Origin of the sequence: Alcaligenes faecalis, assembly GCF_005311025.1 — a bacterium.
Taxonomy (GTDB): domain Bacteria; phylum Pseudomonadota; class Gammaproteobacteria; order Burkholderiales; family Burkholderiaceae_B; genus Alcaligenes; species Alcaligenes phenolicus.
Window position 1 is genome coordinate 2778312 of record NZ_CP031747.1, and the last position, 25792, is coordinate 2804103.

The window sequence follows — 25792 nt, forward strand, 5'->3', positions numbered from 1 at the left end:
TCTTGTTAAAAGGTAAGGCCCAGAAAGGTGCCCAATGCGCGATAAAAGCCTTCCTCGTCATCCCAGGGAATCATGTGTCCCGCTTCTGGCACACGTAAGACCTGCAAGTCGGGCTTCAAGGACTGCGCCTCTTTACTATCCTCATCGCGAATGACATCTCCCTTGCCCGCCACCATCAGGGCCACCTTCCAGTCATTGAGCTGGCTGAAGTCCGGGAACGCATCGTCGGTGTGGAACCACTCATAGCTGTCCGTCACCGCGCGCACATCGCAGGTGTGCAGCCACTGGGCGCGCAGCGCCAGTTGCTCGGGAGTCCAGGTCGGGCAAAACTGCCGCATCTGCTCGGCGCTCATACCTTGTTGAGCCTGTGCAATCGAATCGGTGTACCAGGCGATATTCGCCGGATAGGGGCGTCGCCCTGGGCCGGACACTGGCGGATCCACCAGCACCATGGCGGCCCCCTTGGCCAAGCCTCGGCTGGCCGCACGCAACAGAATGCGCGCCCCCATGGAGTGCCCCACATAAATGGGCGACTCCAGTGCCAGCTCCCGAACGAACTGGCACAAGTCATCCGCGCAAGCATTCACGCCGTAGTCCAGCTCTGCGCCTGCTTGAGAAAGACCACGACCACGTACATCAAGCACATACACATCAAAATGCCGGGCCAGACGCTCTGCCACAAAGCCCCAGGTGGGGGCAGGGCTGGTGATTCCGGGCACCAGCACCAAGGCTGGTCCGGGACCGGCATAACGCAAGTAATGCTGCCGTATGCCATTGGCATGGACATGGGCGCCGTAGCTGAGGCGCGATGGGAGCTCTACTGTCTTGTTCATGCTCATCATCAGCCTCCCAGGTAAGCGCTCAAGAGTTCAGGGTCTTTCAACATGCTGGCGCTGTCTTTCTCTGCAATAACGCGCCCTGTCTCCAGCACATAGGCTCGACTGGCTACGTTCAGCGCGTTATGCACGTTCTGTTCCACCACCAGAATGGACACGCCATGCTCACTGATGTCCCGCACCACCTGAAAAACCTCCAGAGCCATCTTGGGACTGAGCCCCAAGGAGGGCTCGTCCAGAATCAACAGCTCCGGTTCTGACATCAATGCCCGAGCAATCGCCAGCATTTGCTGCTCCCCGCCGCTAAGCGTGCCTGCCAGTTGCCTGTATCGCTCTTTCAGGCGCGGGAAGCGATGAAAGGCAATGCCTTTACGCCGCTCCACTTCAGTCTTGGACTTGATCAGGTAAGCGCCCAGATCCAGATTGTCTTCAACGGTCATTTCAGGCCACACATGCCGTTCTTCAGGGCAGTGAGCCAAACCCAGCTTCAGAATATGTTCAGGGCTACGACCACTGATCACCTGTCCCTTCCAGGTGATCTGGCCAGAAGTAGGGCGGATCAGACCGGAGATTGCCCGGAGCGTGGTGGATTTCCCGGCGCCATTGGCTCCCAGAATGGCTACAACTTCACCAGGCTGCACATGCAAGCTGACGCCATGCAGGGCCGTCAAATTGCCATAACCCGCCACCACATCCTGCAACGCCAATAGAGGTTCAATGTCCTGTTTACTCATGCCGCTTTCCCCATATAGGCTTCCAACACTTGCTCATTGGCCTGAATCTCTGCCGGTGTTCCCATTGCCAGTTTTTTGCCAAAGTTCATGACCACGATCTGGTCAGACACACGCATGATCAAACCCATGTTGTGCTCTACCAGCAAAATGGACTCCACCCACTGCCCAGGCAGCTGTTTGAGCAAGTCGGCCAAGCCTTCTGCTTCATGTGTATTAAGTCCGGCGGCTGGCTCATCCAGCATCAACAATCTGGGTTTAGCACCAAGAGCAACGCCCACCTCCAGCAGTCGCAACTCGCCACAAGACAAGGAGCTGGCCAGGACATCAGCACGCTTGGCCAAGCCAATCTGATCGAGAATACGGCGGGCCGAGACGATGATTTCCTGTTCGGTTTTTGCCTGCTCTTTGCTAGGCCAGAAAGTGCGCCACAAGGGTGCCCGATCAGCCAAATAATGGGCATGGACCAGATTGTCGAAAACACTCAGAGCCCGCAGCACATTAGTCTTTTGAAAAGTGCGTATGACGCCCTGCTGTGCCATGCGATACGGCTTGCTGGCCGTGACCTCTTTGCCATCCCATAACACCCGCCCACGAGTAGGCTGATAAAAGCCGGTGATAAGGTTGAAGCACGTTGTTTTGCCAGCCCCATTGGGCCCGATCAAGCTGACGATTTGCCCGGCAGGAACGGTGAAATCAATATCCTGAACCGCATGAATACCGCCAAAGGATTTGCTGAGACCGCACACTTCAAGCATGACGCGTCCTCCCAAATAAATGATGAAAACGCTGCTGCACAAATCCCATGATTCCATCCGGCGCAAACAGCACCGAAGCCATGACGATCAGTCCAAATAAGGACAGACGCAACTCCTTGAATTCGCGCAAATACTCTTCCAGCAAGGCCACCACAATGGCCCCTGCAATAGGCCCCAGCAAGGTGCCTTTACCGCCCAGCAAAACGATAATGATCATGGTCGCGGTAAACGGAAAACCGAAAACTTCCGGCCCTACAAAACTGATGTAGCTGGCGTAGTAAGCCCCGGCAATCCCGGCCAGAAAGGCCGCCACCACAAAGACAAACTGCGAGTAGCGAAAAGGATCAATACCGACCGATTGCGCCACGTAGTTGTTCTCTCGCAGAGTGACGGCAGCACGGCCCGCACTGGAATGCACCAGGCGGTAGCAGATGTAGAAAGTGATGGCGGCCAGCACAATGCCCATCACCACAAAACCCCGCTTCCCAGCCAGCCAGGGCGACATGTCCAGCAAGGCAGGATGAGCCACACCCGAGATGCCCATCGGGCCATTGGTCAGGTCCACCCAGTTATTGGCCAGCAGGCGCAGGACCTCGGCAAAGGCCAGCGTCACAATGACAAAGAAGGGCCCATTCAGACGCAAAGTCACACGCCCGATCACGTAGCCCGCTGCCGCAGCAATCAAGGCCGCCGCGGCAATGGTGACCGTGACAGGCCAGCCCACCGCGGGCGAGCTCAAAATGGCGACTGAATACGCACCCAGACCAAAAAATGCCACATGACCCAGCGGGAATTCCCCTACATAGCCAATGATCAGGTTCAGGCTGCTGGCCAGCACGCTATACATCAGCACCAGCACCAGGATATGCAGCAAATAATCGTTCTGCACAAAACCAGCGAGCAACGCCGACAAGGCCAGGAAGCCCACCATAAAGTGACGTTCTATTTTCATTTACGCGCGCTCCGCTCGAACCGAAAACAAGCCATAGGGGCGGAAGAACAGAATCAAGATAACCAGGGCAAAGCCCACCATGTCCGCTGTCCCCGTTTGCACATAACCTCCCCACAGCGCTTCTGCCACGCCCAGGATCAAGCCACCCAGAATGGCCCCACCGAAATTGCCCATCCCGCCCAGAATGACCACCACAAAGGCTTTCAAACTGATCAGGCCACCGATCGAAGCCTGCGCGACATAAATGGAGCTGAGCAACATGCCCGAGGTTGCCGCCAGAACCACACCCAAAGCGAAGGTGGAGGCGTAAATCGTGGCGGTATTGATACCGACCAGACTGGCCGCCGTCGAATCCTGAAACGTGGCCCGCATGGCTTTACCCAAGCGGGTTTTCTGGATCAGAAGGCGTGCGCCGACGATGGCCGCAATAGACATCCCGATCGCAAAAACGCGCACCTCGGTGATGAATATCGGTCCCAAAAACAGGGGAGTATTAGGCACCGGCGCCACCACTTTCAAAGGTGCCGTACCCACGATCATCAAGGCGGTATTTGTCAGGAAAATCGACAAACCGATAGTCAGCAAAATGCCTGGCTCCGGGCCCTTGTCCCGGATACGAGCAATCAGGAAGCGATCCAGCAGCCAACCAAACACCGCGACGATCACCATGACCAGCGCCAGGCCCACAAAGAAGTTCAGCTCCAGTTGCTGGGTCACCAACCATCCCAGCAGGCCACCGATCATGTAGAACTCGCCATGGGCAAAGTTCACCAATCGCATCAAACCAAAAATCAGGGTCAGACCCAGAGCCGACAACGCGTAGAACGTCCCGTTCACCAGTCCATTGGCAATGAACTGCAGCAATAAATCAAACACAATGCCCCCTCATCAAACGATAAAATCCGCAGCTCATCGTGCTCTTAGTCCGCCGTTACCTTGGCCTGAGCAACTATTTCCGGCTGCCCGCCTTGAAGCTTCACCAACACGGCATCAAAGCCGTAGCCCTGGCGTTTTTCGTTGAATTTGAAGTTGCCATTGGGGCCGTTGTAATCCGTGGCCGGCAGTGCCAGACGAATCTTGTCCGGATCGGCTTCCCCTGCGCGTTCGATCGCGTCCATGATGATGTTCATCGCGTTATAGCCAGCCACCGAATACTTGCCTGGCAGCTCGCCATACTCTTTCTGATAGGACTGCACGAACTCCAGATTTTCGGGACGCTGCAAGGTGTGGGCATAAGGAACGGCAGCATGAATGCCTTCTGATGCAGAGCCCGCCAAATTCACAAAGTCCGCCGTCGCCCAACTACCCACGCCAAAAATCAGACTCTCCAGACCCACTTCCTTCATCTGTTTGACCAGAATCGAGCCATCCTGGGTTTCGGCTGCCACAAAAACACCATCTGGTTTGGCGGCTCGTACCCGCGTCAACAGCGTGTAGAAGTCCGTGGTGCCATGGTCGAAATACAGCTTTTGCACGGTTTCACCGCCCAAGGCTTCGATCTGGCTGGAGAACTCTTCCATGCCGCCCCGGCCCCAATCATCATTCACACCGATGTAGGCGATTTTTTTCAGCTTGAGCTGCTCGACCAGAATCGTTGCGAAGGCATGGGCCAGCAAACCATCGGTTTCAGCGGTGCGGAAGAACCACTCATTGCCACGCTCGGTCAAATCACTTTTTGACGACACGCCCGAGAGCAGAGGCACTTTGTACTTTTGCGCCACGCTCATAGCCGCAATGGTGGCGGAGCTGCAAAAGGCGCCGGAAATAATTGGCACCTTGTCTTTCTGAATCAGTTTTTCAGCCGCGTTCACGGTTTTGGAGGGCTGACATTCTCCATCCTCAATAGCCAGTTCAACCTGTTTGCCTAACACCCCGCCATGAGCATTACGCTCTTTGACAGCCAACTTGGAACCGTTCACATCGGCCTCCCCGTTGTAGGCCACCGACCCGGTCAAAGGCTGAATCACACCAATCTTGATGGTTTGCGCTTGCACGGCCCCCACAGCACCCAGCGTCATGAGCAACCCCATCGTCAATATCGTCTTGCGCACCTTGTATCTCCTTCCTTGGTTTTTAATTAACTGATTGATTATTTCTAGTTTGAAATATTATTAACTGACTAGCCAATAAATAAAATATAGGGAATTCCCTACAGACTTAAAATAATTTTTTATTGTTATCTATCAGTCACTTAATGGATTTCCAGCAGTTTTCATGGATGATGGAGGCCAGGCGAAACCTGCTTGCCGGCTTAATCTTGGTGACAACACTCAAGTGCTATTTGAAGGGTATACCAAAGGTATTTCAGCTACCCACAGACTGGCTACGAACCGAAAACCCGATGTCTCAGCACATAGATAACCAGCTCCCTTTTCGGGTCACTAGGCCTCTTTCTGATGATGAAATTCCGCCCAAAAGCTGGCCTCACAAGAGACACAACCAACAAGCTCTGAAGGTGGCAGTTCCCTTCTTGAAATCGCCATAAAAAAGCGGACCTGATTTGACATCAGGCCCGCATTCCCACTTTTCTGCGCTAACAAGTTTTGTGCTGCTAGCTGCTACTAGCCGTTGCTCCCCATGTTCCATAAGAACGAAGTCGAAGCGCTAGCCTTTACTCATCGGACTTGATGAACACCGCTCATCACAAGCAGGCGTATGCATCAACACCCTGAGTCTTACTGCTGCAAATACCCCGACTCCTTGATGATGGGTCCCCAAGTATCCAGATCATCCTGAACAATGCGCGATAGCTCCTGCGCATCGCCCGACTCGGGTCGGAAGCCGATCGGCACAATCGCGCTTTCAATGCGTGGCAGCTTGGCCACTTCATTGAAGGCATCCTGGAACTGTTTGACCATCTCCGGCTCCATGCCCAGCGGGGCAAAAATCCCCATCCAGCCCGACGCTTTCAGGTCGCCATAGCCCATTTCTGCAAAGGTGGGCACGTCTTTCAAGATAGGCAGGCGTTCCGCGCCGGTAATCCCCAGCACCCGCACCGAACCGGCGGCAACGTGTTCGGTAATCATGCCCACCGCATCCACGCCAGCGGGAATATGGTCACCCAGCAGGTCGTTGATCAAAGGGGCACCCCCTTTATAAGGCACGGGGGACATCTGGATATCGTTCTTCTTGGCGATGCTGTAGCCAATGAACTGAGGGGCGCTGCCGGGGGCGGGAATACCATAGTGGCCGTACTTTTCCGGTTCTTTGCGCACCAGCTCCACGTACTCCTGCAAGGTATTGGCAGGCGTGGTTTTACCCACCACAAAGATATGTTCGAACTTGGCAATCACGGCTACCGGCGCAAAATCCTTTATTGGATCGTAGCTGACCGTTTTTACGGTCAGGGGCAGGGTGGTCATCATGTGATTATTAGCGACCAACAGCACCGAGCCATCGGTAGGCGAGCGCAAAAAGCCTTGAGCAGCAACCTGCCCGCCCGCGCCTGCGCGGTTATCCACCACCACATTCACACCCAGCTTTTCACGCAATTGCTCGGCATACACCCGCGCGACGGCATCCGCTGTTCCTCCGGCCGGATAACCTACGACCAAACGTATGGTGTCCGGCAATTTGCTAGCAACAGACATACCTGTTGCCAAGGCCAACGCCGTTCCCAGCAAAACCTGCGCCCATTTCTTTTTCATTACTTGTCTCCCTACCTCTTGATGACGCTATTAAAGTTCTACTACTCGTCCATTTCCTTGTGCGGCATGACGGCTTAACAAGGCGGCCGCCGTCAATACGTCCTCGAATGCCAAGCCCAAGGATTTAAAAATCGTGATTTCTTCATTGTTGATGCGGCCTGCGGCTTGCCTCTCCAGAACGGCACCCAGCTCGTTCAGCTCGGTATCGGCCGACAAGTAGCCCTGCTTACACGCATTCAAGAACTCGCCCGACTCGTTACGAGTGGATTGCGCACGGTCCACAAACAAACGGCCTGCCGTCATGGTGGGGCCATCCAGTTCACTGCTGGCGGGTGTGCTGGAACCCATGGCGGTGATGTGCGTGCCAGGGCGCAGCCATTCGCGCTGCAAGACAGGCGTGGCAGAGCTGGTGGCTGTCAGTACCATATCCGACTGGGACACGGCTTCCTGGGCCGAGACTCCGGCTATCAAGGGGCAATCCAGATACGCCTGGGCTTCTTCAATGAAATGCTGAGCCGACTGTGCGGAGCGGGTAATCACAAATACCTTGCTCAAGCGACGCACTTGCGCCACGGCACGCAACTGCCACAAGGCCTGATGCCCGCCACCAAACAAGGTCAGCACGCTGGCATCCGGGCGCGCCAGCATGTCGGTGGCCAGGCCACTGACCGCTGCGGTACGTAAGGCCGTCACGCTGCTGGCATCCAGAATGGCACGTGTTTCGCCGGTCAAGCCGCTCATCAAGAGCACGCAGCCTTGATGGGGGTCCTTACCCAGGCGCACATTGTCTGGAAACAGGGTGCCCATCTTGGCACCGTACAAAGGCTCGGGATAAATCTCCGGCATGTCGATGCAGGCAGGCATCATGCCCAGAAAGCCGCTGGACAAATGGCTGCGCACAATCGTACGCAAGGGCTGGTCAATACGCCCTTGCTGCATGGCGATAAAACCCTGGCGCATCAGATCAATCGCCGCACCCATATCCAGCCCTTCATACACTTCCTGGGCTTTTGCTACATAAACGCTTAGCTGCATGATTAGCCTTGCGCCAGTGGCGTGGTGATATGGCGGATAAAGGTGTCGGTATCCGTATTGGAGCCGCAAAACAACACGCCCACTCGTTGCCCGGCCAGATGTTTGCGCAAGGGGAACATCAAGGCAGCCGTTGCCACAGCGCAAGCCGGTTCAGTGGCCATCTTGAATTCGTTGAACAGGAAGTGCATCCCTGCACGGATCTGGTCGTCGTTGACGGTCACCAGCGTATCGATATTGTCCTGACACACACGGAAGCTGAACTCGTCAGTATGCGGAGCCATCAGACTGTCTGCGATGGACTGCATGGCGCCGATTTTTTGCGGCTCGCCAGCCTGGCGGCTAAGCGCCATGACGTTTGCTCCCACAGGCTCGATGCCATAAACCACGCAATCAGGCTGCCACAGCTTGACGGCAGCCGACACACCGGCGGCCAAGCCACCGCCCCCAATGGGCACCAGCACCGCGTCCAGCTTGCCCGCTTGCTGCAACCATTCGTAGCCCAGCGTGGCGGTTCCCAGCACGGTGGGGTAGGTGCTGAACGGATGAATGAAGGTCTTCTGTTCGTCCTTCTCTATCTGACGCACCAGTTCAAACGCCTGCTCGCCATTGTCAGCAAAGATGATCTCGGCCCCATATTCACGGCACAGGGCTACGCGCGCCGGGCTGGCCGTCTTGATCATCACGGTCTTGGCTTTCACCCCCATTTGATGGGCGGCATAGGCCACGGCCACGGCGTGGTTACCTGCAGAAACGCAAGTCACCCCTTGCTGGCGTGCTTCTTCGGACAAGCTCAGCAAGTTGTTGAAAGCACCGCGTGCCTTGAACGTGCCCGAGGCCTGCAAATGCTCAAACTTGAAATTGACGGCGCTATCCAGACGCCCGGTCTGGTAATCGAACACGGGCGTCTGGCGCACATAGGGACGCAGACGCTCATGCGCCTGCACCACATTTTCCTTGGTAACTTTTTCTGTTGTCATGGGTTTGCCTTGAAACCTGTTTGTCTATTTTTAAGAGGCTACGGCCTGGCTGCGAATCAGAGCGCGCAAGAACTGCTCGCACTGCTCCACTTGCGCCAGTTCTACGTATTCGTCGGGACGATGGGCCTGCTCGATATTGCCGGGACCACAAATAATCGAAGGGATACCGGCTTGCTGGAACAGACCTGCCTCTGTGCCATAGGCCACTTTGCGCACCGTGTCGTCCCGTGTCAGTTCACGCACCAGCTTGGTAATGGCGGCCTGCTCTTCAGGATTCAGGCCGGGGGCGCTGGCCAGCTTTTCCAGCTCCACCAAAGCATCGGGATGCTCGCGGCGCATGGCAGGCAGGACTTTCTGGTCGATGAACTCACGGATTTCCTGCAAGATCGGCTCGGGGTCCACGCCGGGCAGATTGCGATATTCAAATTCAAACTCGCAGAGGTCAGGCACGGTATTCAAGGCGATACCGCCACGAATCATACTGGTCTGCAAAGTAGTGAAGGGCACGTCGAAATCATGGTCATAAGGGCCCATGCTCTTGTAGTCATCGGCCAGATCACGAATAGCCGTGATGATGCGTGCCGCATGCTCAATCGCGTTCACACCCTTAGGGGTCAGCGAGGAGTGCGCGGCATGACCGTGCACCCGGCAGCGATAGGCGTTAATGCCTTTATGCGCCACGATGGTGCGCATGCTGGTGGGTTCACCCACCACGCAGCCTTCCGGTTTCACGCCACGACGAACCAGATCATCAATCATGACGGGCGCGCCGACACAACCGACTTCTTCGTCGTAGGAGTAAGCCAGGTGGATGGGTTTGGCCAGCTTGGTCGCCAGCATTTCAGGAACCAATTGCAAAGTCACACCGACAAAGCCTTTCATATCGCAAGTACCGCGGCCATACAGGCGGTCGTCGCGAATCTCGGCTTTGAAAGGGTCACTGCTCCAGTTTTGGCCATCGACAGGCACCACATCAGTATGGCCCGACAAAACAATGCCACCCGTACGCGTGCCATCGGCAGCCGGAATCGTAGCGAACAGATTGGCCTTGCGGCCGCTGGCGTCATGCGTCAGCACAGTTTCCAGCCCTTGCTGCTGCAAATAGGCCTGCACGTCATGAATCAGTTCCAGGTTGGATTCCCGGCTTGTCGTATCATAAGCAATCAGTTTTTGTATCCATTCCACCGAGGTAGAGGGATAAGCAGTAGGATCAAACAACGCAGTCATGCCTTCTTTCTCCCAGCGTAAAGCGTGTAGTTCTATACAATAGGACAGAGTTTTCTTATAAGAAAATTAATATTATTTATAAGAAGATGGTTTTTTACTTCTTTAGGTTATGACAAAAGACTTAGCCAACACCGCCCCCAACTTATTGAGCAAAACAGCCATGGGGGCGCGCATACGTGATGAACGCAAACGACAGGGCCTGACCCTGCTCATGTTGGCACGCTTATCCAATGTGTCTTTGTCCACCCTGTCCAAGGCAGAGCGCGGCCTGATTGGCCTGAGCTACGAAAAATTTCTGGCCGTCAGCCGGGCCTTGAAGATGGATTTATCCGACCTGTTCAAGACGCCTCGCGATCAAAATGAATCCGGCATGGATATTCTGGTGGGACGGGCTTCACGTACCGTGACCTACCATGCGCATCGTTATGAATATGGCATGCTGGCATCGGAATGGATCAACAAGAAAATGACGCCCATGCACGGGCGTGTCCTGGCCGGTAAACCACGCGATGCCAGCGACTTCAGCCAGCACGAAGGCGAAGAATTTATTTTTGTGATCGAAGGGCAGTTGACCATGCAGTTTCAGGACGGGCGCCGCCACGTGCTGCAGGCGCGCGACAGCATCTACTTCAAAAGCAATCTGGGCCACTTGTACCTGTGCGAACACGGGGAAAGCGTGGAGATCTTGGTGGTTTGTGTGAACAATCACTAGGCCCAAGAGGCGTAGACAGCTAGCTTTTTACGCTTTGGTGGCATACCAAAGAGCTTGTTTATTTGCTTTGGCCCCGGTTAGATAACCCAGATGTCTGCCTGATTCTCAAGAGCCTGGGCCACCAGTATATAAACACAAGCATTTCAGATACCAATCAGGCCTAGTGTGCCAAGCCCGAACCATCCACCTGCTCCATTACAATACGGCTCTGTTCCGCCTCTTTGATCGATCTGCCCATGTCCAGTTCTTCCCCTATTGTGGCTATTGCCACCGCCCCCGGCCGGGGTGGTATTGGTGTCATCCGTGTGTCCGGCAAGGAGCTTGATGCTCTGATCCAGACCCTGTTTGGCCGCACGCTGCAAGCGCGTCATGCGCACTTTTTGCCCTTCAAGGACGCACAAGGCGAGGCAATCGACGAGGGCATCGCGCTGTTTTTTAAAGGCCCGCATTCTTATACCGGCGAAGATGTGCTGGAGCTGCAGGGCCACGGCGGCCCGGCTGTTCTGCGCCGCCTGCTGGATCGCTGCCTGGAAGCAGGTAAAGATCAGGGCCTGCGCCTGGCCGAGCCCGGCGAATTCACCCAGCGCGCCTTCCTGAACGACAGACTGGACCTGGCCCAGGCCGAGGCCGTGGCCGACTTGATTGACGCTTCCTCGGAGGCCGCCGCCCGCAGTGCCGTCGCCTCCCTGTCCGGCGTGTTTTCCAACAACGTCAACGCCCTGGCCGACCGCATCATTCACCTGCGCATGCTGGTAGAAGCTACGCTGGATTTCCCCGAAGAAGAAATCGACTTCCTGGAAAAATACCAGGCAGCGGCCACCCTGCAAGGTATACAGGACGAGCTGGAACGCATCCTGCAGCATTCGCGTCAGGGGGCGATCCTGCGCGAGGGGCTGCACGTTGTACTGGCAGGCCAGCCCAATGTGGGCAAATCCAGCCTGCTCAACGCCCTGGCCGGTGAAGATGTGGCCATCGTGACCGACATCGCCGGCACTACCCGCGACCGCGTCATGCAGCTGATCCACATCGATGGCATCCCGCTGCATATTGTGGATACCGCTGGTCTGCGTGAAACCGAGGACACCGTAGAGCGCATCGGTATCGCCCGTACCTGGGACGAAATCGCCAAAGCCAACGTGATCGTGCACCTGCTCGATGCTCGCAACCCGCAAGACGAGCTGGACAGTGCCATTACCACTCGCCTGCCATCACACGTACCCGTGCTGCGCGTCTATAACAAGATAGACTTGCTGACAGCTGAGCAGCAGGCGGCCTTGCCGGCACAAGAAAGCGGCGCCACCGTGCTGCCAATTTCTGCCCGTAAGGATATCGGTCTGGACACGCTGCGCCGCACTTTGCTGGATATCGCAGGCTGGAACCCCGGCAGTGAGTCCCCCTGGCTGGCGCGAGAACGGCACCTGCGGGCCCTGGAGCGCGCGGAGTACCACCTGAGCCTGGCTGCGGAACACGCCACACACAGCGATCAGGTGCTGGATCTGTTTGCCGAAGAACTGCGCTTGGCGCATCTGGATCTGTGCTCGATTACCGGCGAGTTCAGCAGCGATGACTTGCTGGGGGAGATTTTCTCCAGTTTTTGTATTGGGAAGTGACGCAGGCCTGGACGTCCTCGGTGTCTCATCGCACGGGCCCAAGAACCAGACAAGGCTTTTGGCGACATGATGGCAAGTGTCATACAACCCGGAGACATCAAGTGGAATCTCAAGACATTACGCAGCTAACAAACCAGTTCGACGGCTTGAGCCACACCATCCCCGAAGAGGGCGTGGAGTTCTGGTTCGCCCGCGACTTGATGGAACCCTTGGGCTATGTGCGCTGGGAGAACTTCAAGACGGCGATAGATCGGGCGGTGGAGTCTTGTAAAACAACGGGTTACGAAGAAGGGGACCATTTTCGTGGCGTCACGAAAATGGTCCAGATTGGCAGCGGAGCAGATCGTTCAATAGAAGACATCATGCTCACCCGCTATGCCTGCTACCTCATCGCCCAGAACGGCGACCCACGCAAGCCGGCCATTGCCTTTGCTCAAAGCTACTTCGCCATCCAGACCCGCAAGCAGGAGCTGATTGAAGATCGCATGCGTCTGCAAGCCAGACTGGATGCCCGCGAACGCCTTCGCGAGTCCGAAAGGACACTATCGCAAAACCTCTATGAACATGGGGTAGACGCCAAAGGCTTTGGCCGCATCCGATCAAAAGGAGATGCGGCGCTATTTGGTGGGCACACCACCCAGATGATGAAAGACCGCTACGGCATTATTCAAACCCGCCCCTTGGCTGACTTTCTGCCTACGCTAACCATTGCCGCCAAGAACCTCGCCACGGAAATGACGAATCACAACGTCACGCAAGAGCAGCTACATGGCGAGACGTCGATCACCCGCGAGCATGAACAGAACAACCGCAGCGTGCGCGATATGCTGGGTCAGCGCGGTATCCAACCTGAGCAGCTCCCTGCCGAGGAAGATATTAAAAAGCTGGAACGTCGCGTCAAAACAGAAGAAAAGAAACTGCTGAAACAAACAGGGAAACTTCCAGCCCACAAGCAGAAAGACCAAGAGCCACACTAGCAGCTAAAGGAAGAAGGCCTGAAACCCTCTTCAAGCCGACGGCCGGATACTTACCTACCCCGACTACTGCGAGCAGGCCCCCACCTCAGTAAAAACCCGAAATTCATCCCTGAATTAAGCCCTATCAAAGCTCGCCCTCATCGATCAGGACTATGCTGAGCATTCCATCGTCTCCTGCGGGAGGACATCATGCACACACTCAACAAGTGGGTTTTGATGGCAGCTTTGCTTCATGGCGCTTGGGCAGCACAAGCTCAAGAATGGATGCCTCTGGAATTGGAGGCGGAACAGCGCTCCATCTCCCGTCTCAGCGTGGCCCAGTGCCTGGATACCGTTCAGCAAACCGCCGCGGGCGAAGGCTACCAGCAGCGCAATGACTCGGCAGCCAGCGAACAGTTAGGGGTTTATATTGGTGCCGCTCCCCTAGGGGGCGGATCGCTGGTGGTGTATTGCATTGATTTGAATCCTTCAACTGCCTACATCATTCGTACCAAAGCACAGGTCACGGCGGATTTGATGTCTCCACATCAGCTCAACCACAAAATTACGCAGGCCTTGACGGTGGCAAACCAGCCCTGAGCATCAGTGACGGCAGCCCCTGGCTGTCCAGAGTCAAAAAAGGGCGCAGTCAATGGTTCATACAGGCTTGCGCCCGAACAAACCACCCGCGCCCCCAAGGACTCCCGAAGCCAGTCGAACGGCTTCTTACTTCATCAACAAATCTGCCACTTCCATACGGCTATCTCCATCCAGCTCAACGTCGTCCATAACCTTGTTCAACATGGCGTGGGCACTGGACAGAGCACCGTTCAAGCTGGTTAGCTCGCCTTGCACGCGCTCCAGCTCCTGTTTCTTTTCCGCTTCACTACCTTTGTCGCTGGCCTGGATACGCTGCAACTCCATCAGTTTTTGCTGAATTTGCTCTTTCAGGTCGCGGATACGTTTAAGTATGTCCTTGACTCCGTCAGGCAAAGAGCTGTCATCAATGTCCTTGTCGCGGCCTTTTTTCTGAGCTTGCTGACTGGTCAACGACAGATCTTTGCCCATGGGAGACAGGTGCACCTTGATACGTCCCGATGAGTCTATGGAACCAGACTCTTCCTGCTCGGGTACCACAGGGGGCGTCATGGCCGACGCGTTTAATGGTTCGGCCACAGGCATAGTTTGCCTATGCATTAAACCCTGTCCACTGATCTCTATGGTCATACTTTCCTCTCTTGTACACATCATCCCCTAGAGGGTTACGGCTGAAACCCGGTAGTTCTTTACCGTGATGTGTGCACAAGTGTTGCGCCTTTTACTCAGCTGTTCGGCACAGCTCAGAAATAAGTAGCAAGAAAAGACACTTTTATTTACTTTTATACGAAAAGTGCCCCCTAACCATTGTCTTCTCTTTATCTGAACCCCATGGACTTCAAAATCAAAGCACTACTAGGCCACACCCTGTTGGCCTTGAGCTGGGCCGGCAGCGCTTATGCCTACGAGACAGAATTCATTCTGAACAAACAAGGTCAACAAGCCTTTGAGCTGCGGATCTATGGGCCGGATGATGGCGGTTACGATACGTCGGATCAATCCAATCCACGCGTTTCCCCCTGGAATATTGACGAGAATGGTCGGCTGAAAATTCGTGCCGCACTGGAGCGCTGGGCCGAAATCCTGAATCTGCCGGCGGGCTACACACCGGCTGTGATCAACCTGGGCACCATGAATGACAAGAACGCCAATGCCTATGGTGCCCAACTAAGTAACCCTGATCATCCCAACTTCGTCCTGTCGGCCTTGCAAGCACGCTTGCACGGAATCTTCCAGGGTGACCCAAACAACCCCGATGCGGTTATCAGCGTCGGAAAGCTGGATCTGGATACCGCCCCCGTCAATCCAAGCCAACTGCCCTTAACTGGCAAGGCGGACTACAACGCAGTCATTTTCCACGAGTTGGCGCATGCTTTGGGCATCAGCAATACAGTCACCGACAACCTGCCTGAAAACAGCTTTGATCCACCCGATCCCTTTTTCCTGAATGACCTTAGTCCCTGGGCCTTGGGCTTGCGCGATGACCAGGGTCGAGCCCCCAGCCCCGGACAGAAAATCCTGTGCTCGGTCTGCACCAACCCATATGATCCTGCCGCTTTTGACCTGCGCGAAGACAAGGGCTACTTCACTGGAGATCATGTACAGGAAGTCCTGAATGGCGCCATGCCGGGCATCCCCGTCAGCATCCTGAACGTTCATGACCAACCGCGATACGGAGTGGATCGCAACTACATGAGCCACACCGAGCTGCGCAACAGCTTGATGAGCCATCAGACCTATCGCAATTATGTGAATCTGATGGAAGCCGAGCTTGCCGCCCTGCAGGATATTGGGCTGAGCATTGATCGCCGCAACTTCTTTGGCTATTCGGTCTATGGGGACGGTGTCACCCTGAACAATACCAATGGCTACTTTGCCCGCAATGCAAACGGCACGGCCTACCTGCCCGGTCAATACAATATGGCCACGCAAGGTTTGGGGCTGCACATTTATGGCGAACGCAACACCATTACCCAGGCGGCGGATTTACTGACAGCCGGGCCAGGAGGCGTAGGCGTACGTGTGGATGGTAGCGAAAACACTCTCCTTATCCCCGAAGCCACGCGTATTCATGCCCAGGGCTGGTATGGCCGCGGCCTGCAATTCAGCTATGGTCGTCATCACAATATTGTTCAGCAAGGTGAGGTCCGGGCAGATGGCCAGGATGGCATCGGAGCCCTGTTTGACTTTGGCCAGAACGCCATGGGTAGCGACGATGAGTATCACGGCTCCTGGCTAGTCGTAGTGGATGGCCGGCTACAAGCTGTACCGACCATTTTGCAAGGTGCCTTGATCAGCAATTACGATCTGTCCGGCACCTTGTCGGGCCAGAAAGCAGCCATCCATATCGCAGACAATGCCTGGGTGCAAAACATCAATATCTTGCAGGGCGCACAAATTACTGGTGACATCACCTCGAACTACAACCGTCGCGGTTCTGACCAGCAACTGCTCCTGACCCGCATCAGCTTCGGTCAAAAGGCCGATGAAAACGGTCGTGCCACCAAGGCGGCTGATCCTAACTTCCAGATGCGTTATGACGGCAATATCAAAGGTCAAAACAATCTGGCTGTTGTCATTGCCGGGGGCTCAACTTCCTTGAATGGGCAACACGAGCTGTATGGCTTGCGAGTAGATCAGGGCGCCACCCTGTACGGCAATAGCGAATTCACGATCAACCCTGAATACAACTTCACCAATAACGGCACACTCAGCCCTGGGAATTCCTACGGGAACATGACGATCAAGGGCAACTTTGTCCAAGGTGCCGATGGCCGGATTCTGGTGGAGGCCTCGACCACGCAGAACGATCATATTGATGTGCAAGGCTTGGCTCAGCTGGATGGTGAACTGCACGTGGACTTGCAGCCAGACTGGTATCAGAACGGATGGACACTGAATCAGGACAAGGTGTTCACTGCCAGCCAGACACAAGGGCAGTTTGCTGCGCTCAATGCCACGCTGGCATCCCCCACCCTGAATGTAAAAAGTACCGGCAATGGCTGGTCCGTCAGCCGTAATCAGGACGCTTATGCGCAATATGCTGCTTCGCCCAATGCAGCCTCGGTAGGTACCAGCCTGGCACAAGCTTCCTCGGGCAATCAGTCCCTGGCAGCGGTGTATCAGGCCATGGACTTCTCTCGAACTGATGGCAGCGATATTGGCCTGGCTTTGGACCAATTAAGTGCAGGATCTTACGCCGCCCAAACCGCCGCCGCCTTGCGTCGCGAACAACTGGTATCCGAGCAATTGCGCCAAACCGACGGTATCAACAAGAGCGGCTGGCAAAGCTTCATCCAGACCTATGGGGGCCGCTACCACTGGCAACTGGGTAACAACGATGTTGACCACCGCAGCGAGACCTATGGGGTAATGCTGGGGGCGGAACACCGGGCTGAAGGCAGTGACTGGAGCCTGGGGGTGCATGGTAATGCCAACGAGCAGCGCGTCAACGTAGACGCCCCCTTCCAGGCCAAGAGCAAGCTGACCGGTCTGGGCCTGGGGGTGCATGCCCGCTACCGTGGCTACAGCCAGGAAGGCTGGAATGGCTTGGCCCAACTACGTGTGGGTATCGAACAGGGCAAGATGAACCGCAACATCAGCTTTGCGGGCTATCAGGCACGTCCCTCCTCGGATTGGACAGGGCATACCTTCTCGCTCGGTGTACAGACTGGCTACAACTGGGCGCTAGGCGAGAACGGCAGCATCGGGCCGGTTCTGGCTCTGGATTACCTCCATTACCGGCGCCCTGGACTGGAAGAGAGCGGCGATGCCGCCAGCCGTCTGCGCCTGGACGCCAGCCGCCAAAATGCCTTGCAGGCTTCCATTGGCCTGGCCCTGCGTCAAAACTGGAATTTAAGCCAGGATCGCCAACTGCAAACGTCCTTATCGATTGCTTGGGAGCAGGCTTTGCTAAGCCGTAACCAGAACCAGGAGGCAGCCTTCGCCAGTGCCCAATCCGTGAGTTTTGATGGTCGTTACGCGCGGGTAGATAGCCATGCTTTGGCGCTGGGCACCAGCATCAGCTTGCAGCAATCCGAACGTCTGCGTTTAGGTCTGTCGGCCAGCACCCGTTTATTAGGGGATAGCCGTGCCGATATAAACGGTAAATTGTTCCTGAACTGGATGTTCTAAACGCTCCGAAACGTAAGAGGCCGACTGTTAGTCGGCCTCATTCGGAGATACAGGAGCGGGTTGAACCCGCTTCATTCCAGACCATCGATCCACATCAATATGTTGACCGGGAATCAAGACCCGAGTCTGTCGACGCCACCATGTCCCGCTAGATACTTCGACCGATCCAGTATCCACAGCAAATTTCATTTGATCGCTGTCCAGAAAAGCCGAGAACTGCCCCTTGTTACTGCGGGCCTGCGCAAAGCTGGAAAAGACCGTCACACTCTTTGGTGTGGGATCAGCCAGCAACAGCGTGACCTGTCCACGTAAAAGCTGCAGATTCAATCTGTCCTCATATTCACGGATTTCAAGGGCTGAATCCGGGCCCAAGCGCAGCACGGCCCCATCGACAAACCGTTGCTCCAGCATTTGAGCCCCCGATACCAAGTGCTCTTCTCGCAATACCGGCTCGGGCCAGGAGAAAAACACGGTCAGCGCCAAGGCCAACACCAGAAAACCCGCCAGCAAACCACGGTGATAGGGCTTGAGCAACACTGGCTTTTCCCCCGAGCCAGCCAATAAACGGCGTATCTCATGCTCGGGCGCATCCAGGCTGGCGTCACAAAAATAGCAAATATATCGATATGAACGTTCATTTTCAGGATTGTCACGGCGCCAATCCTCAAATTCCCGTAATTCAGCTGCGGTAGCCTCGCCCGAGTTCAAGCGAGTAAACCAGTAAGCAGCCTGTGCGTGGGCCTGCGTATGCTCCAGCAGTTCCCCTTGATATGTCGTCATAGCGGCATCTAACCTTGTTCAGTTAAGCCAGCAATAGGGCGGTTTCAGTCCGACGGATTGTCTCTTCCGCTCAAGGCCAAAACCTTAAAAAACGAAACCAGCAGCCACCAACCCTCTACATTCCACCTTTGAAAACGATACGTTTTTATTTTATACATTCGCTTCAAATGCTTACATTAACTCAAATTGACCCATTCCAAACAAATTCGCCTTATTTAATTACACTCACCACAAAAAAACTGCAGATTACAGGTAAAAAAAGCCGGAATCAGGTCGTTAACTAGTGAAATCCGTCCAAAATTTGGCCACTAAGCAGGTCATGAACCTGTTCTTTTCTTTGATCCGATTCGCCATCCGCAGGCAATACCATTCTCAATAAAAGTGGCCACTGCGGGTAAAAGCGATAGTTGGGCGTCGACACACGCGTACCGGCTGGATAACTAAATCCGCCGAATTGAAATTCTCGAGCCAATTGAGCATGCGAGAGATAAAGCAGATTTTTATTTTTATCGACTGAGAAATAAGCACGTTCCAAAGGCAGATTCCATGCCTGAACCTGTAAACCCTCTTCCTCTACACGTACCATCCAACGGTCCTGATCCCGCTCACCGTTGACATACAAAGTCCCATCCGGCCTGGCCTGAACCAAAGTGCCGGCAGGTAGATCCAGAACAAAATCCGGGGCTGTATTCATATTGGAAGCCGCCGCATAGGGACTCCAGCCCCTGATCTGATTCCCTTTAGCCAAAAAGCAGCTGACAAAACGAAAACCGTGCTCTGCCATGGAATCTTGTTCCATTTCAAGCACTTGGCTGCCATCACATTGCCAGCCCTCCAATTCCGTATCGCCTGCCAGATGCAGCTTCCAGCTGGAGTTCTGCAAATCGGGCCGGGGGCGCTTGAAAGACAGCACTGGAGCATTGCCTACCATGACCGCCCCCGGGAAACGAGCCCAGGACACGCTGTCCGGGTCGCCCCACACACTCAACTCCAGCTCTGTTCCGGCTGGCATATCAATTCCGGCAAAACGGCCAGGCTCTTTTAAAACATGCTGCCGACTAGCCAGCTCCTGTGCCTGACGTTTATCGAACTGATAGACCTCCCACTGGAAATAACTGTAGTAGAGCGCCAATACAAGCAAAGGAAGCAAAACCAGTAGGCGTGGCCAGGGTTTTTTCTTAAAGTTTTCCCGGCGATGTGGCTGTACTAAAAGCAAAACCACCCAGACCAGCACAATAATTAAGGCAAGCGGCCCGAGCGTAATAATCAGCAGAAACAGCAAAGAAAATGGAGCGACAGGAATCATAAGAGATCAAAAAACCATAAAAAGTCGCAATAAAGAAGGCCGAAAAAATGTACAGCCTGTCTTGCTGACTACTGTGCTGATCGGGCAAAAACAAGGGAAGGGCGTTACCAATACAGGCACGGCACCGCCAGGCCCGTTTAAACCGCTTGGCATCGTCTCAGGCGATCTGGATGTGTCCTTCCATATACAGGACGGCCTGGCCTTTCAAGAACACGCGGTCACCCGTTAAGGTGCAGTCCAGTACACCACCACGGGCAGAAGCCTGATATGCCAGCAAATGAGTTTTGCCCAGGATAGGAGCCCAGTACGGCAGCAAAGCACAATGGGCCGAGCCCGTCACCGGATCTTCCTCAATACCGTGACCAGGAGCAAAAAAGCGGCTGACAATATCAAACTGGCCCGAGCCCGGCGCTGTCACAATGCATCCGTCACAGCCACTGGCCAGCATGGCTGCCGCATCCACCTGCAGCTGTCGCACTTGCTCTTCCGTTTCCAATACAGCCAGATGGGTGAAGTCATTACGCCACAGTTGCGTAATCTTGGTGCCCAAGGCTTGCTCCAGCAAAGGATTGTCATCCACACGGTGAACCGGGCGCACAGGCAAATCCATGACATAGCTGTCTTGGTCACGACGTACCGTCAAAGCACCACTTAGCGTATGGAACACCACCTGGCTGTCCTGGGGACGCACATGCTGCAGCACAACGGCGGCGCTGGCCAATGTTGCGTGTCCACACAAGGGCACTTCTACCGTAGGGGTGAACCAGCGCAGGCGAAAGTCCTGGCCTTGTGGCACCAGAAAGGCGGTTTCGGCAAGATTGTTCTCCTGCGCAATCGACTGCATCAAGGCATCGTCAGGGAACTCGGGCAACAACACCACGGCGGCAGGATTGCCTGCAAACAAGGTGTCAGTAAAGGCATCAAGCTGATAGATGGGTAAGCGCATTCTGCCTCCAGGCATGGAATTCAAGGTGAGTCCCCAGTATAGAAAAATAGACTCTTTGAAGGCAGGTAAATCCGCGGAACAGGGGCATTGTTTTAATACCGCCTATCTTTTCCGTTTTTTAAGCACCAGACACGCGAGCGCTTTTTGCAAACGCCTGTTTGCATTCCATTAGTTGGACCCGAGCGCTTCCCGCTTATTTACCTGATGCCAAACGCTTCTTTTTGCGGGTTCAGCAATTACAACGGGTGCCAGGCCGCGCCATTTGATCAATCAAACATTTGCCGCCTCTAAAAGACAGGCGGAAAGACGATCAAAATGCAGCAGGGCAGCCTGGCTCAAGTCCACTTGTTTGCGGCGAGTGTCCTCCGTATCACTAAGGACGATCCAGCCTTTCTCGCGCATGGATTTGAGACGGGTATGAATAGTCGCGGGCGATCCCAGCCGTTCTACGGCCATGACATCGCGCACCGACAAACGCAAACAGTCTTTCGATGCCTTGGCAACCAGCACCAGGATCCGCTCTTCAAGAGGGTCCAGGCAAGGCAAGCAAGGCAGGGTATGCAGCGAATCGGCGAGCTGCAAAAAACGCATATAAATATCAGCAGGTCTGGTGGCAGTTTTCATAACAAAATCTTTATTCCTTTAAGAACCGCTACCACAGCGTCCTTTCTAGAAATAAGTTCTGGTTATTATTGTTTTTATTCCGCCCAGGCAAAGCAAAAAACAACACTGCTTTATGGCCCGAGTGATTGGAATGAGTTTCGGTGCTTATCATGCACTTAAAATTAAACGCTTAAGACCGGGCCTGAATTCCGTACGGAAAGGGGTCTTGAGTCGGGCGATTTATCTGGAATTTTATCAGATAAGCCCTTGATTTAGCTTGAACACTACAGTCCAGACGAAGCAAAATTGTAAGTAGGTGCAGACACGTAGTTAGTTAGTAAGCTGCCTCACATTAAACGCTAATAAAGGGACTTAGGGCAGAGAACAAGAACAGTTACAAAATCCAGGCCCGATGATATAAGCATCCTTTCCAAACAATTTTCCGCCCGCTTGTCCTGGTCGTCACAAAACCATGCCCAGGATCTTTAGCCACACGTGTTTCAGACCGATAAAATGTGGTGAACAGCGCTCGGAGCGCCCAACGCGCCCCCTCAGATCACTATAAAATCTGGAACGATAAGAAATGATTCTTCACCTTGAGACACCGCTCATTTTTTCACACGCCTTGAGCGAGCAGCTTGGCAAACAAATCTGGTTAAAAATGGATGCGCTGCAACCTAGCGGATCATTCAAAATTCGCGGTATTGGCCACTTGTGTCAGCACCATGCCCAGCAAGGAAAGAAGCGCTTTATTATTTCTTCGGGAGGCAATGCCGGAATTGCCCTTGCCTATGCCGGACGCCGCCTGACCATGCCCACCCTTGTTGTCGTCCCCGAAACCACTAGCGAACACGCCAGACGCTTGATTCAACGGGAAAAAGCCGAGCTGCACGTAATCGGCAAGAACTGGCAGGAAGCTCATGAGTATGCGCTGACCCTGGTGCAAGAAGACGACGCCCTGATTCACCCATTTGATGATCCTTTGCTTTGGGAAGGCCATGCCAGCCTGATCGCAGAAGTGGCCCAAATGGGCGTACAGCCGGATGCCGTCTTGCTGGCTGTAGGCGGGGGTGGCTTGCTATGCGGTGTGGCTCAAGGCCTGCGGGAGCAGGGTTGGGACAAAACCCCGATTATTGCGGTAGAAACCCAGGGCACCGCCAGCCTGGGCGAGTCGGTAAGGCAGCGCCAGCACATCACACTTAGCGAAGTCAGTGGGGTTGCCACCTCCTTGGCTGCACCACGCGTCTGCGACCAGGCTTACGCCATCAGCCAATCTCATCCCACCACCTGCGTTCAGGTCAGCGATGCTCAGGCCGTCAGCGCATGCCTGCGCTTTCTGACCGATCATCGCGTTCTGGTGGAACCCGCATGTGGCGCGGCTTTGTCGACTCTCTACCTGGATCATGAGGCCCTGGCTCCCTACAACAACATTCTGGTCGTTGTGTGTGGTGGCAACACCACGACGCTGGAGCAGTTGGTGCAGTGGCGGGCCACTCCTTAAACTGTCCGTTATCAGCCCTGACGCATTTGGAAAAAATAATTATTTTCTATCGCATCTGCAATCTGGAAAACAGGGTACAGGGATTAAAAAACCCCATCACATAATTTTCATATGATGGGGTTTTTATTTATTCTTTTTATTCCTGATACGCTCTAATTTTCAGAGCGTATCAAGTAAAACATATGTTTCACGTGGAACAAAAGCGCCTAAAACAGCCTTAAAAAGGCTTTACGAGAGGCAAATCCTGTCGAATCAAAGCAGAAAAATCCTGCCCCTCCTGCTGCGACAAGGCTCTCGGGTTGATGTAGCCCAGTTGCTTCAGTTCCTGGAAACTATGGCCTGGCGCCAAAGCATTCAGACCATACACATACTCGGCCAAATAGCCCGAAGCCAACACACGCCAGTCCCACGGTATCCCGTCCACAATCCTGGAGACCATGTCATAAACAATGGTGGTGCAATTAGCCGTCAAGGTGTTGTAGAAACGAGGAGTAGTCTGCAATTGCTGGCCCTGCTCCACATAAGACAAGAACAAGGCCTGCATGGCAGGTTTCGCCAACTTCACGCTGTACATATACACGTCTTCGCCGCGCGCATTGCTACGGGTACGCACAATGTCCTGCTCTGTTGCCGCAATCAAGCTCAACTCAAACTCTTTGAAAAAACCGCCTATCGCAGAAAATGCCTCGTGCTTTTCCTTGCGTATTTCTACCGAAAACACCACATGGCGGCCATCCTCAAACCCGAAAGACACCAGGGTATGAGCGATCACCGGGCCCATCCAGTACGAAAGGAACATATCTACCGATTTGAGCGTCTGCAGATCGTAGTCCTGGCTAATCCAATGCTCATCAAAATCGGTCTCGCTGCGCCAGTTAAAGTCACGCACATTGTGCAGAGTCACTACTGAACCATTTACCTCGCCGTAACTCATTCTGGCCACATCAGGCGCCCATTCCCGGTCGTTGCTGGGCGCAATACTGCTCCACCAGACCACCAGCACCAGAAAGCCCAACGCCTGGGGTGCAAAGAGCCAGTTCTTGCCCTTGCTCAAGGCATACAGGCTCAATCCAGCCACCGCGACCCAGCCAGCCAATGCCAGCCAGCGCCCCAGACCTGCTGACAGCTGAAACTGTAGTGCCAGCGCGCCCCAGGCCGCTACCGCCAAGACCAATAACAGGACCAAAATCTTGATCACCATCGCCCCCCACCTTTTCATACTCACTCCACAGACCTCTTGAATACAGATTACTTTTAAGCGCTGAACCGTCAAAAAAGGCTCCACGCAACGCCTTCGGCTTGCTGCCTCCCCAAAGGGGGAGTTTTTGCCGGAGGCGCCGAGCCTTTAGACGACCCGACGACAAAAAAAAACCTGTGTCCACTTGAACACAGGTTTTATTCATTAGAAAACAGGGTTTAGCCCTGATAGCCCATCGCTTGACCTTGGCGGATTACGCCTTGCGGCTGCCAGCTCGGATCAAAACGATAGGCGCTTTCTTTGGGGAACAACATCACCACCGTGGAACCCAGCAGAAATCGGCCCATTTCCTGCCCCTTTTGCAAGGCGATATTCTGACCTTCGTAGTTCCACTCGTGGATCTTGCCGTCACGCGAGGCATTTACCACACCATGCCAAACCGTGACCATACTGCCCACCACCGTCGCCCCCACCAGCACCAACACGAACGGGCCTTGCTCGGAGTCAAAAAAGCAAACCACACGTTCATTACGGGCAAACAGGCCGGGAACACCGCGCGCCGTCGTCGGATTGACCGAGAATAAATCGCCCGGTACATGAATCATGCGCTTGAGCACACCCGCACAAGGCATATGTACCCGGTGATAGTCGCTAGGACTCAAGTACAGGGTCGCAAACAGCCCATCCTGATAGCGGGCAGCCTCCTGAGCGTCTCCGCCTACCAAAGCCGTCGTCGAGTAACTATGCCCCTTCGCCTGGAACACCTCGGCACCCTGGATAGGCCCCAACTGGCTGATGGCACCATCAACCGGGCTGACCAAGGCCGTCTCCGCGATAGGGCGGGCCCCCGGACGCAAAGCTCGACCAAAAAACTCGTTAAAGGTGGCGTAGCTGGCTGGGTCGGAGTTTTCTGCCTCGCTCATGTCGACCTGATAACGGTCGATAAAACGCTTGATAGCCCAGGTCGTGCGCCCGCCCATGGGCTTGGAGGCCAAACCGCCTAGAAACTGGGTCAGAGCCTGTTTAGGGAGCAGGTACTGGGGAAGAACAGCCAAACGGGGATGCATAAAATCAGCTCGCAAACAAATCCTGCTTCAGCCTGGGGCCAAAGCGTTTATGCCATTCAATGTAATTGTGTTTCACGCGCCACATCCGGCCGGGGCCACCACTTCAAAGGCCGCGCAACCGTCAGGAATCAGGCACCAAACACTGGCAGGAACAAAACAATACGCACTTGTAGCACAGGTTGCCGCCATACGACATAAAAGGGCGGGCAAGCCCGTCCC

Annotated in this window: 23 protein-coding genes; 6 read left to right on the forward strand and 17 right to left on the reverse strand. The window is 54.7% G+C overall.

The genetic code is table 11. The features are described 5' to 3' along the window. Nucleotides 1–5 precede the first annotated feature (5 nt). The 10 genes from D0C27_RS12840 to argE all read right to left on the reverse strand — a co-directional run bounded on the left by D0C27_RS12840 (nucleotide 6) and on the right by argE (nucleotide 10163). The gene (locus tag D0C27_RS12840) at nucleotides 6–833 is read right to left on the reverse strand and encodes an alpha/beta fold hydrolase (protein WP_137431122.1); all 828 of its coding nucleotides are present in this window, start codon (nucleotides 831–833) and stop codon (nucleotides 6–8) included. A gap of 8 nt (nucleotides 834–841) precedes the next feature. Beyond that, entirely contained in the window at nucleotides 842–1570 is a 729-nt protein-coding gene (locus D0C27_RS12845; RefSeq protein WP_035269507.1) for an ABC transporter ATP-binding protein, read from the reverse strand. Further along, entirely contained in the window at nucleotides 1567–2325 is a 759-nt protein-coding gene (locus tag D0C27_RS12850) for an ABC transporter ATP-binding protein (protein ID WP_115634665.1), read from the reverse strand. The genes D0C27_RS12845 and D0C27_RS12850 overlap by 4 nt, the downstream gene beginning before the upstream one ends. Further along, the gene (locus D0C27_RS12855) at nucleotides 2318–3277 is read right to left on the reverse strand and encodes a branched-chain amino acid ABC transporter permease (protein ID WP_045930453.1); all 960 of its coding nucleotides are present in this window, start codon (nucleotides 3275–3277) and stop codon (nucleotides 2318–2320) included. Before D0C27_RS12855 ends, D0C27_RS12850 begins: the two co-directional genes overlap by 8 nt. Further along, nucleotides 3278–4153, reverse strand: a complete 876-nt coding sequence (locus tag D0C27_RS12860) for a branched-chain amino acid ABC transporter permease (RefSeq protein WP_035269511.1) — start codon at nucleotides 4151–4153, stop codon at nucleotides 3278–3280. Between the two features lie 44 nt (nucleotides 4154–4197). Continuing rightward, nucleotides 4198–5328, reverse strand: a complete 1131-nt coding sequence (locus D0C27_RS12865; RefSeq protein WP_240688251.1) for an ABC transporter substrate-binding protein — start codon at nucleotides 5326–5328, stop codon at nucleotides 4198–4200. A 624-nt stretch (nucleotides 5329–5952) separates the two neighbouring features. Further along, nucleotides 5953–6924 carry a tripartite tricarboxylate transporter substrate-binding protein gene (locus D0C27_RS12870; RefSeq protein WP_026483987.1) on the reverse strand — a complete coding sequence of 324 codons (972 nt, stop codon included), beginning with the start codon at nucleotides 6922–6924 and terminating at the stop codon, nucleotides 5953–5955. A 30-nt stretch (nucleotides 6925–6954) separates the two neighbouring features. After that, on the reverse strand, nucleotides 6955–7959 hold the full coding sequence (locus tag D0C27_RS12875; RefSeq protein ID WP_115634663.1) for an ornithine cyclodeaminase family protein: 1005 nt from the start codon (nucleotides 7957–7959) through the stop codon (nucleotides 6955–6957). 2 nt (nucleotides 7960–7961) lie between these two features. Next, nucleotides 7962–8936, reverse strand: a complete 975-nt coding sequence (locus D0C27_RS12880) for a threonine ammonia-lyase (protein ID WP_115634661.1) — start codon at nucleotides 8934–8936, stop codon at nucleotides 7962–7964. Between the two features lie 30 nt (nucleotides 8937–8966). Continuing rightward, nucleotides 8967–10163 carry an acetylornithine deacetylase gene (argE, locus tag D0C27_RS12885; protein ID WP_115634659.1) on the reverse strand — a complete coding sequence of 399 codons (1197 nt, stop codon included), beginning with the start codon at nucleotides 10161–10163 and terminating at the stop codon, nucleotides 8967–8969. Nucleotides 10164–10272: 109 nt separating this feature from the next. On the opposite strand from argE, the gene D0C27_RS12890 reads away from it, so the two are divergent. The 4 genes from D0C27_RS12890 to D0C27_RS12905 all read left to right on the forward strand — a co-directional run bounded on the left by D0C27_RS12890 (nucleotide 10273) and on the right by D0C27_RS12905 (nucleotide 14041). Continuing rightward, nucleotides 10273–10875 (forward strand): helix-turn-helix domain-containing protein, encoded by a 603-nt coding sequence (locus D0C27_RS12890; protein ID WP_022983402.1) that lies wholly within the window; start codon nucleotides 10273–10275, stop codon nucleotides 10873–10875. A 236-nt stretch (nucleotides 10876–11111) separates the two neighbouring features. Continuing rightward, entirely contained in the window at nucleotides 11112–12485 is a 1374-nt protein-coding gene (gene mnmE, locus D0C27_RS12895) for a tRNA uridine-5-carboxymethylaminomethyl(34) synthesis GTPase MnmE (RefSeq protein ID WP_115634657.1), read from the forward strand. 101 nt (nucleotides 12486–12586) lie between these two features. Then, nucleotides 12587–13462, forward strand: a complete 876-nt coding sequence (gene dinD / locus D0C27_RS12900; protein ID WP_137431123.1) for a DNA damage-inducible protein D — start codon at nucleotides 12587–12589, stop codon at nucleotides 13460–13462. Nucleotides 13463–13651: 189 nt separating this feature from the next. Beyond that, the gene (locus D0C27_RS12905) at nucleotides 13652–14041 is read left to right on the forward strand and encodes a DUF6180 family protein (RefSeq protein WP_137431124.1); all 390 of its coding nucleotides are present in this window, start codon (nucleotides 13652–13654) and stop codon (nucleotides 14039–14041) included. A 126-nt stretch (nucleotides 14042–14167) separates the two neighbouring features. On the opposite strand, the gene D0C27_RS12910 is transcribed toward D0C27_RS12905, so the two are convergent. After that, nucleotides 14168–14638 carry a hypothetical protein gene (locus D0C27_RS12910; protein WP_230940663.1) on the reverse strand — a complete coding sequence of 157 codons (471 nt, stop codon included), beginning with the start codon at nucleotides 14636–14638 and terminating at the stop codon, nucleotides 14168–14170. A 231-nt stretch (nucleotides 14639–14869) separates the two neighbouring features. On the opposite strand from D0C27_RS12910, the gene D0C27_RS12915 reads away from it, so the two are divergent. Beyond that, nucleotides 14870–18172 carry an autotransporter outer membrane beta-barrel domain-containing protein gene (locus D0C27_RS12915; RefSeq protein WP_137431125.1) on the forward strand — a complete coding sequence of 1101 codons (3303 nt, stop codon included), beginning with the start codon at nucleotides 14870–14872 and terminating at the stop codon, nucleotides 18170–18172. Nucleotides 18173–18199: 27 nt separating this feature from the next. Here D0C27_RS12915 and D0C27_RS12920 read toward each other — a convergent pair whose 3' ends face one another. The 4 genes from D0C27_RS12920 to D0C27_RS12935 all read right to left on the reverse strand — a co-directional run bounded on the left by D0C27_RS12920 (nucleotide 18200) and on the right by D0C27_RS12935 (nucleotide 21828). Next, nucleotides 18200–18952, reverse strand: a complete 753-nt coding sequence (locus tag D0C27_RS12920; RefSeq protein WP_035269538.1) for a DUF4880 domain-containing protein — start codon at nucleotides 18950–18952, stop codon at nucleotides 18200–18202. 280 nt (nucleotides 18953–19232) lie between these two features. Next, on the reverse strand, nucleotides 19233–20258 hold the full coding sequence (locus D0C27_RS12925) for a hypothetical protein (protein WP_137431126.1): 1026 nt from the start codon (nucleotides 20256–20258) through the stop codon (nucleotides 19233–19235). A 157-nt stretch (nucleotides 20259–20415) separates the two neighbouring features. Beyond that, nucleotides 20416–21204: a PhzF family phenazine biosynthesis protein gene (locus D0C27_RS12930; RefSeq protein ID WP_060186807.1), complete on the reverse strand. Its 789-nt coding sequence runs from the start codon at nucleotides 21202–21204 to the stop codon at nucleotides 20416–20418. Nucleotides 21205–21474: 270 nt separating this feature from the next. Next, nucleotides 21475–21828 (reverse strand): MarR family transcriptional regulator, encoded by a 354-nt coding sequence (locus tag D0C27_RS12935; protein WP_021447165.1) that lies wholly within the window; start codon nucleotides 21826–21828, stop codon nucleotides 21475–21477. Between the two features lie 562 nt (nucleotides 21829–22390). Between D0C27_RS12935 and D0C27_RS12940 the strand changes: the two genes are divergently transcribed. After that, nucleotides 22391–23308: a pyridoxal-phosphate dependent enzyme gene (locus tag D0C27_RS12940; protein WP_137431127.1), complete on the forward strand. Its 918-nt coding sequence runs from the start codon at nucleotides 22391–22393 to the stop codon at nucleotides 23306–23308. Nucleotides 23309–23525: 217 nt separating this feature from the next. Here D0C27_RS12940 and D0C27_RS12945 read toward each other — a convergent pair whose 3' ends face one another. Further along, the gene (locus D0C27_RS12945) at nucleotides 23526–24527 is read right to left on the reverse strand and encodes a DUF4105 domain-containing protein (RefSeq protein ID WP_170978580.1); all 1002 of its coding nucleotides are present in this window, start codon (nucleotides 24525–24527) and stop codon (nucleotides 23526–23528) included. A 197-nt stretch (nucleotides 24528–24724) separates the two neighbouring features. Next, complete coding sequence (gene asd, locus D0C27_RS12950; RefSeq protein WP_009458320.1) at nucleotides 24725–25573, reverse strand: archaetidylserine decarboxylase; 849 nt, start codon at nucleotides 25571–25573, stop codon at nucleotides 24725–24727. Nucleotides 25574–25792: the final 219 nt, after the last annotated feature.

Coding starts and splice junctions, on each gene's coding strand:
- D0C27_RS12925 (WP_137431126.1), bottom strand. CDS start 20,258: ATGATTCCTGTCGCTCCATTTTCTTTGCTGTTTCTGCTGATTATTACG.
- asd (WP_009458320.1), bottom strand. CDS start 25,573: ATGCATCCCCGTTTGGCTGTTCTTCCCCAGTACCTGCTCCCTAAACAG.
- D0C27_RS12845 (WP_035269507.1), bottom strand. CDS start 1,570: ATGAGTAAACAGGACATTGAACCTCTATTGGCGTTGCAGGATGTGGTG.
- D0C27_RS12870 (WP_026483987.1), bottom strand. CDS start 6,924: ATGAAAAAGAAATGGGCGCAGGTTTTGCTGGGAACGGCGTTGGCCTTG.
- D0C27_RS12915 (WP_137431125.1), top strand. CDS start 14,870: ATGGACTTCAAAATCAAAGCACTACTAGGCCACACCCTGTTGGCCTTG.
- D0C27_RS12930 (WP_060186807.1), bottom strand. CDS start 21,204: ATGCGCTTACCCATCTATCAGCTTGATGCCTTTACTGACACCTTGTTT.
- D0C27_RS12935 (WP_021447165.1), bottom strand. CDS start 21,828: ATGAAAACTGCCACCAGACCTGCTGATATTTATATGCGTTTTTTGCAG.
- D0C27_RS12875 (WP_115634663.1), bottom strand. CDS start 7,959: ATGCAGCTAAGCGTTTATGTAGCAAAAGCCCAGGAAGTGTATGAAGGG.
- D0C27_RS12940 (WP_137431127.1), top strand. CDS start 22,391: ATGATTCTTCACCTTGAGACACCGCTCATTTTTTCACACGCCTTGAGC.
- D0C27_RS12880 (WP_115634661.1), bottom strand. CDS start 8,936: ATGACAACAGAAAAAGTTACCAAGGAAAATGTGGTGCAGGCGCATGAG.
- D0C27_RS12890 (WP_022983402.1), top strand. CDS start 10,273: ATGACAAAAGACTTAGCCAACACCGCCCCCAACTTATTGAGCAAAACA.
- D0C27_RS12850 (WP_115634665.1), bottom strand. CDS start 2,325: ATGCTTGAAGTGTGCGGTCTCAGCAAATCCTTTGGCGGTATTCATGCG.
- D0C27_RS12855 (WP_045930453.1), bottom strand. CDS start 3,277: ATGAAAATAGAACGTCACTTTATGGTGGGCTTCCTGGCCTTGTCGGCG.
- D0C27_RS12945 (WP_170978580.1), bottom strand. CDS start 24,527: ATGAAAAGGTGGGGGGCGATGGTGATCAAGATTTTGGTCCTGTTATTG.
- D0C27_RS12910 (WP_230940663.1), bottom strand. CDS start 14,638: ATGCATAGGCAAACTATGCCTGTGGCCGAACCATTAAACGCGTCGGCC.
- D0C27_RS12920 (WP_035269538.1), bottom strand. CDS start 18,952: ATGACGACATATCAAGGGGAACTGCTGGAGCATACGCAGGCCCACGCA.
- argE (WP_115634659.1), bottom strand. CDS start 10,163: ATGACTGCGTTGTTTGATCCTACTGCTTATCCCTCTACCTCGGTGGAA.
- mnmE (WP_115634657.1), top strand. CDS start 11,112: ATGTCCAGTTCTTCCCCTATTGTGGCTATTGCCACCGCCCCCGGCCGG.
- D0C27_RS12840 (WP_137431122.1), bottom strand. CDS start 833: ATGAACAAGACAGTAGAGCTCCCATCGCGCCTCAGCTACGGCGCCCAT.
- D0C27_RS12905 (WP_137431124.1), top strand. CDS start 13,652: ATGCACACACTCAACAAGTGGGTTTTGATGGCAGCTTTGCTTCATGGC.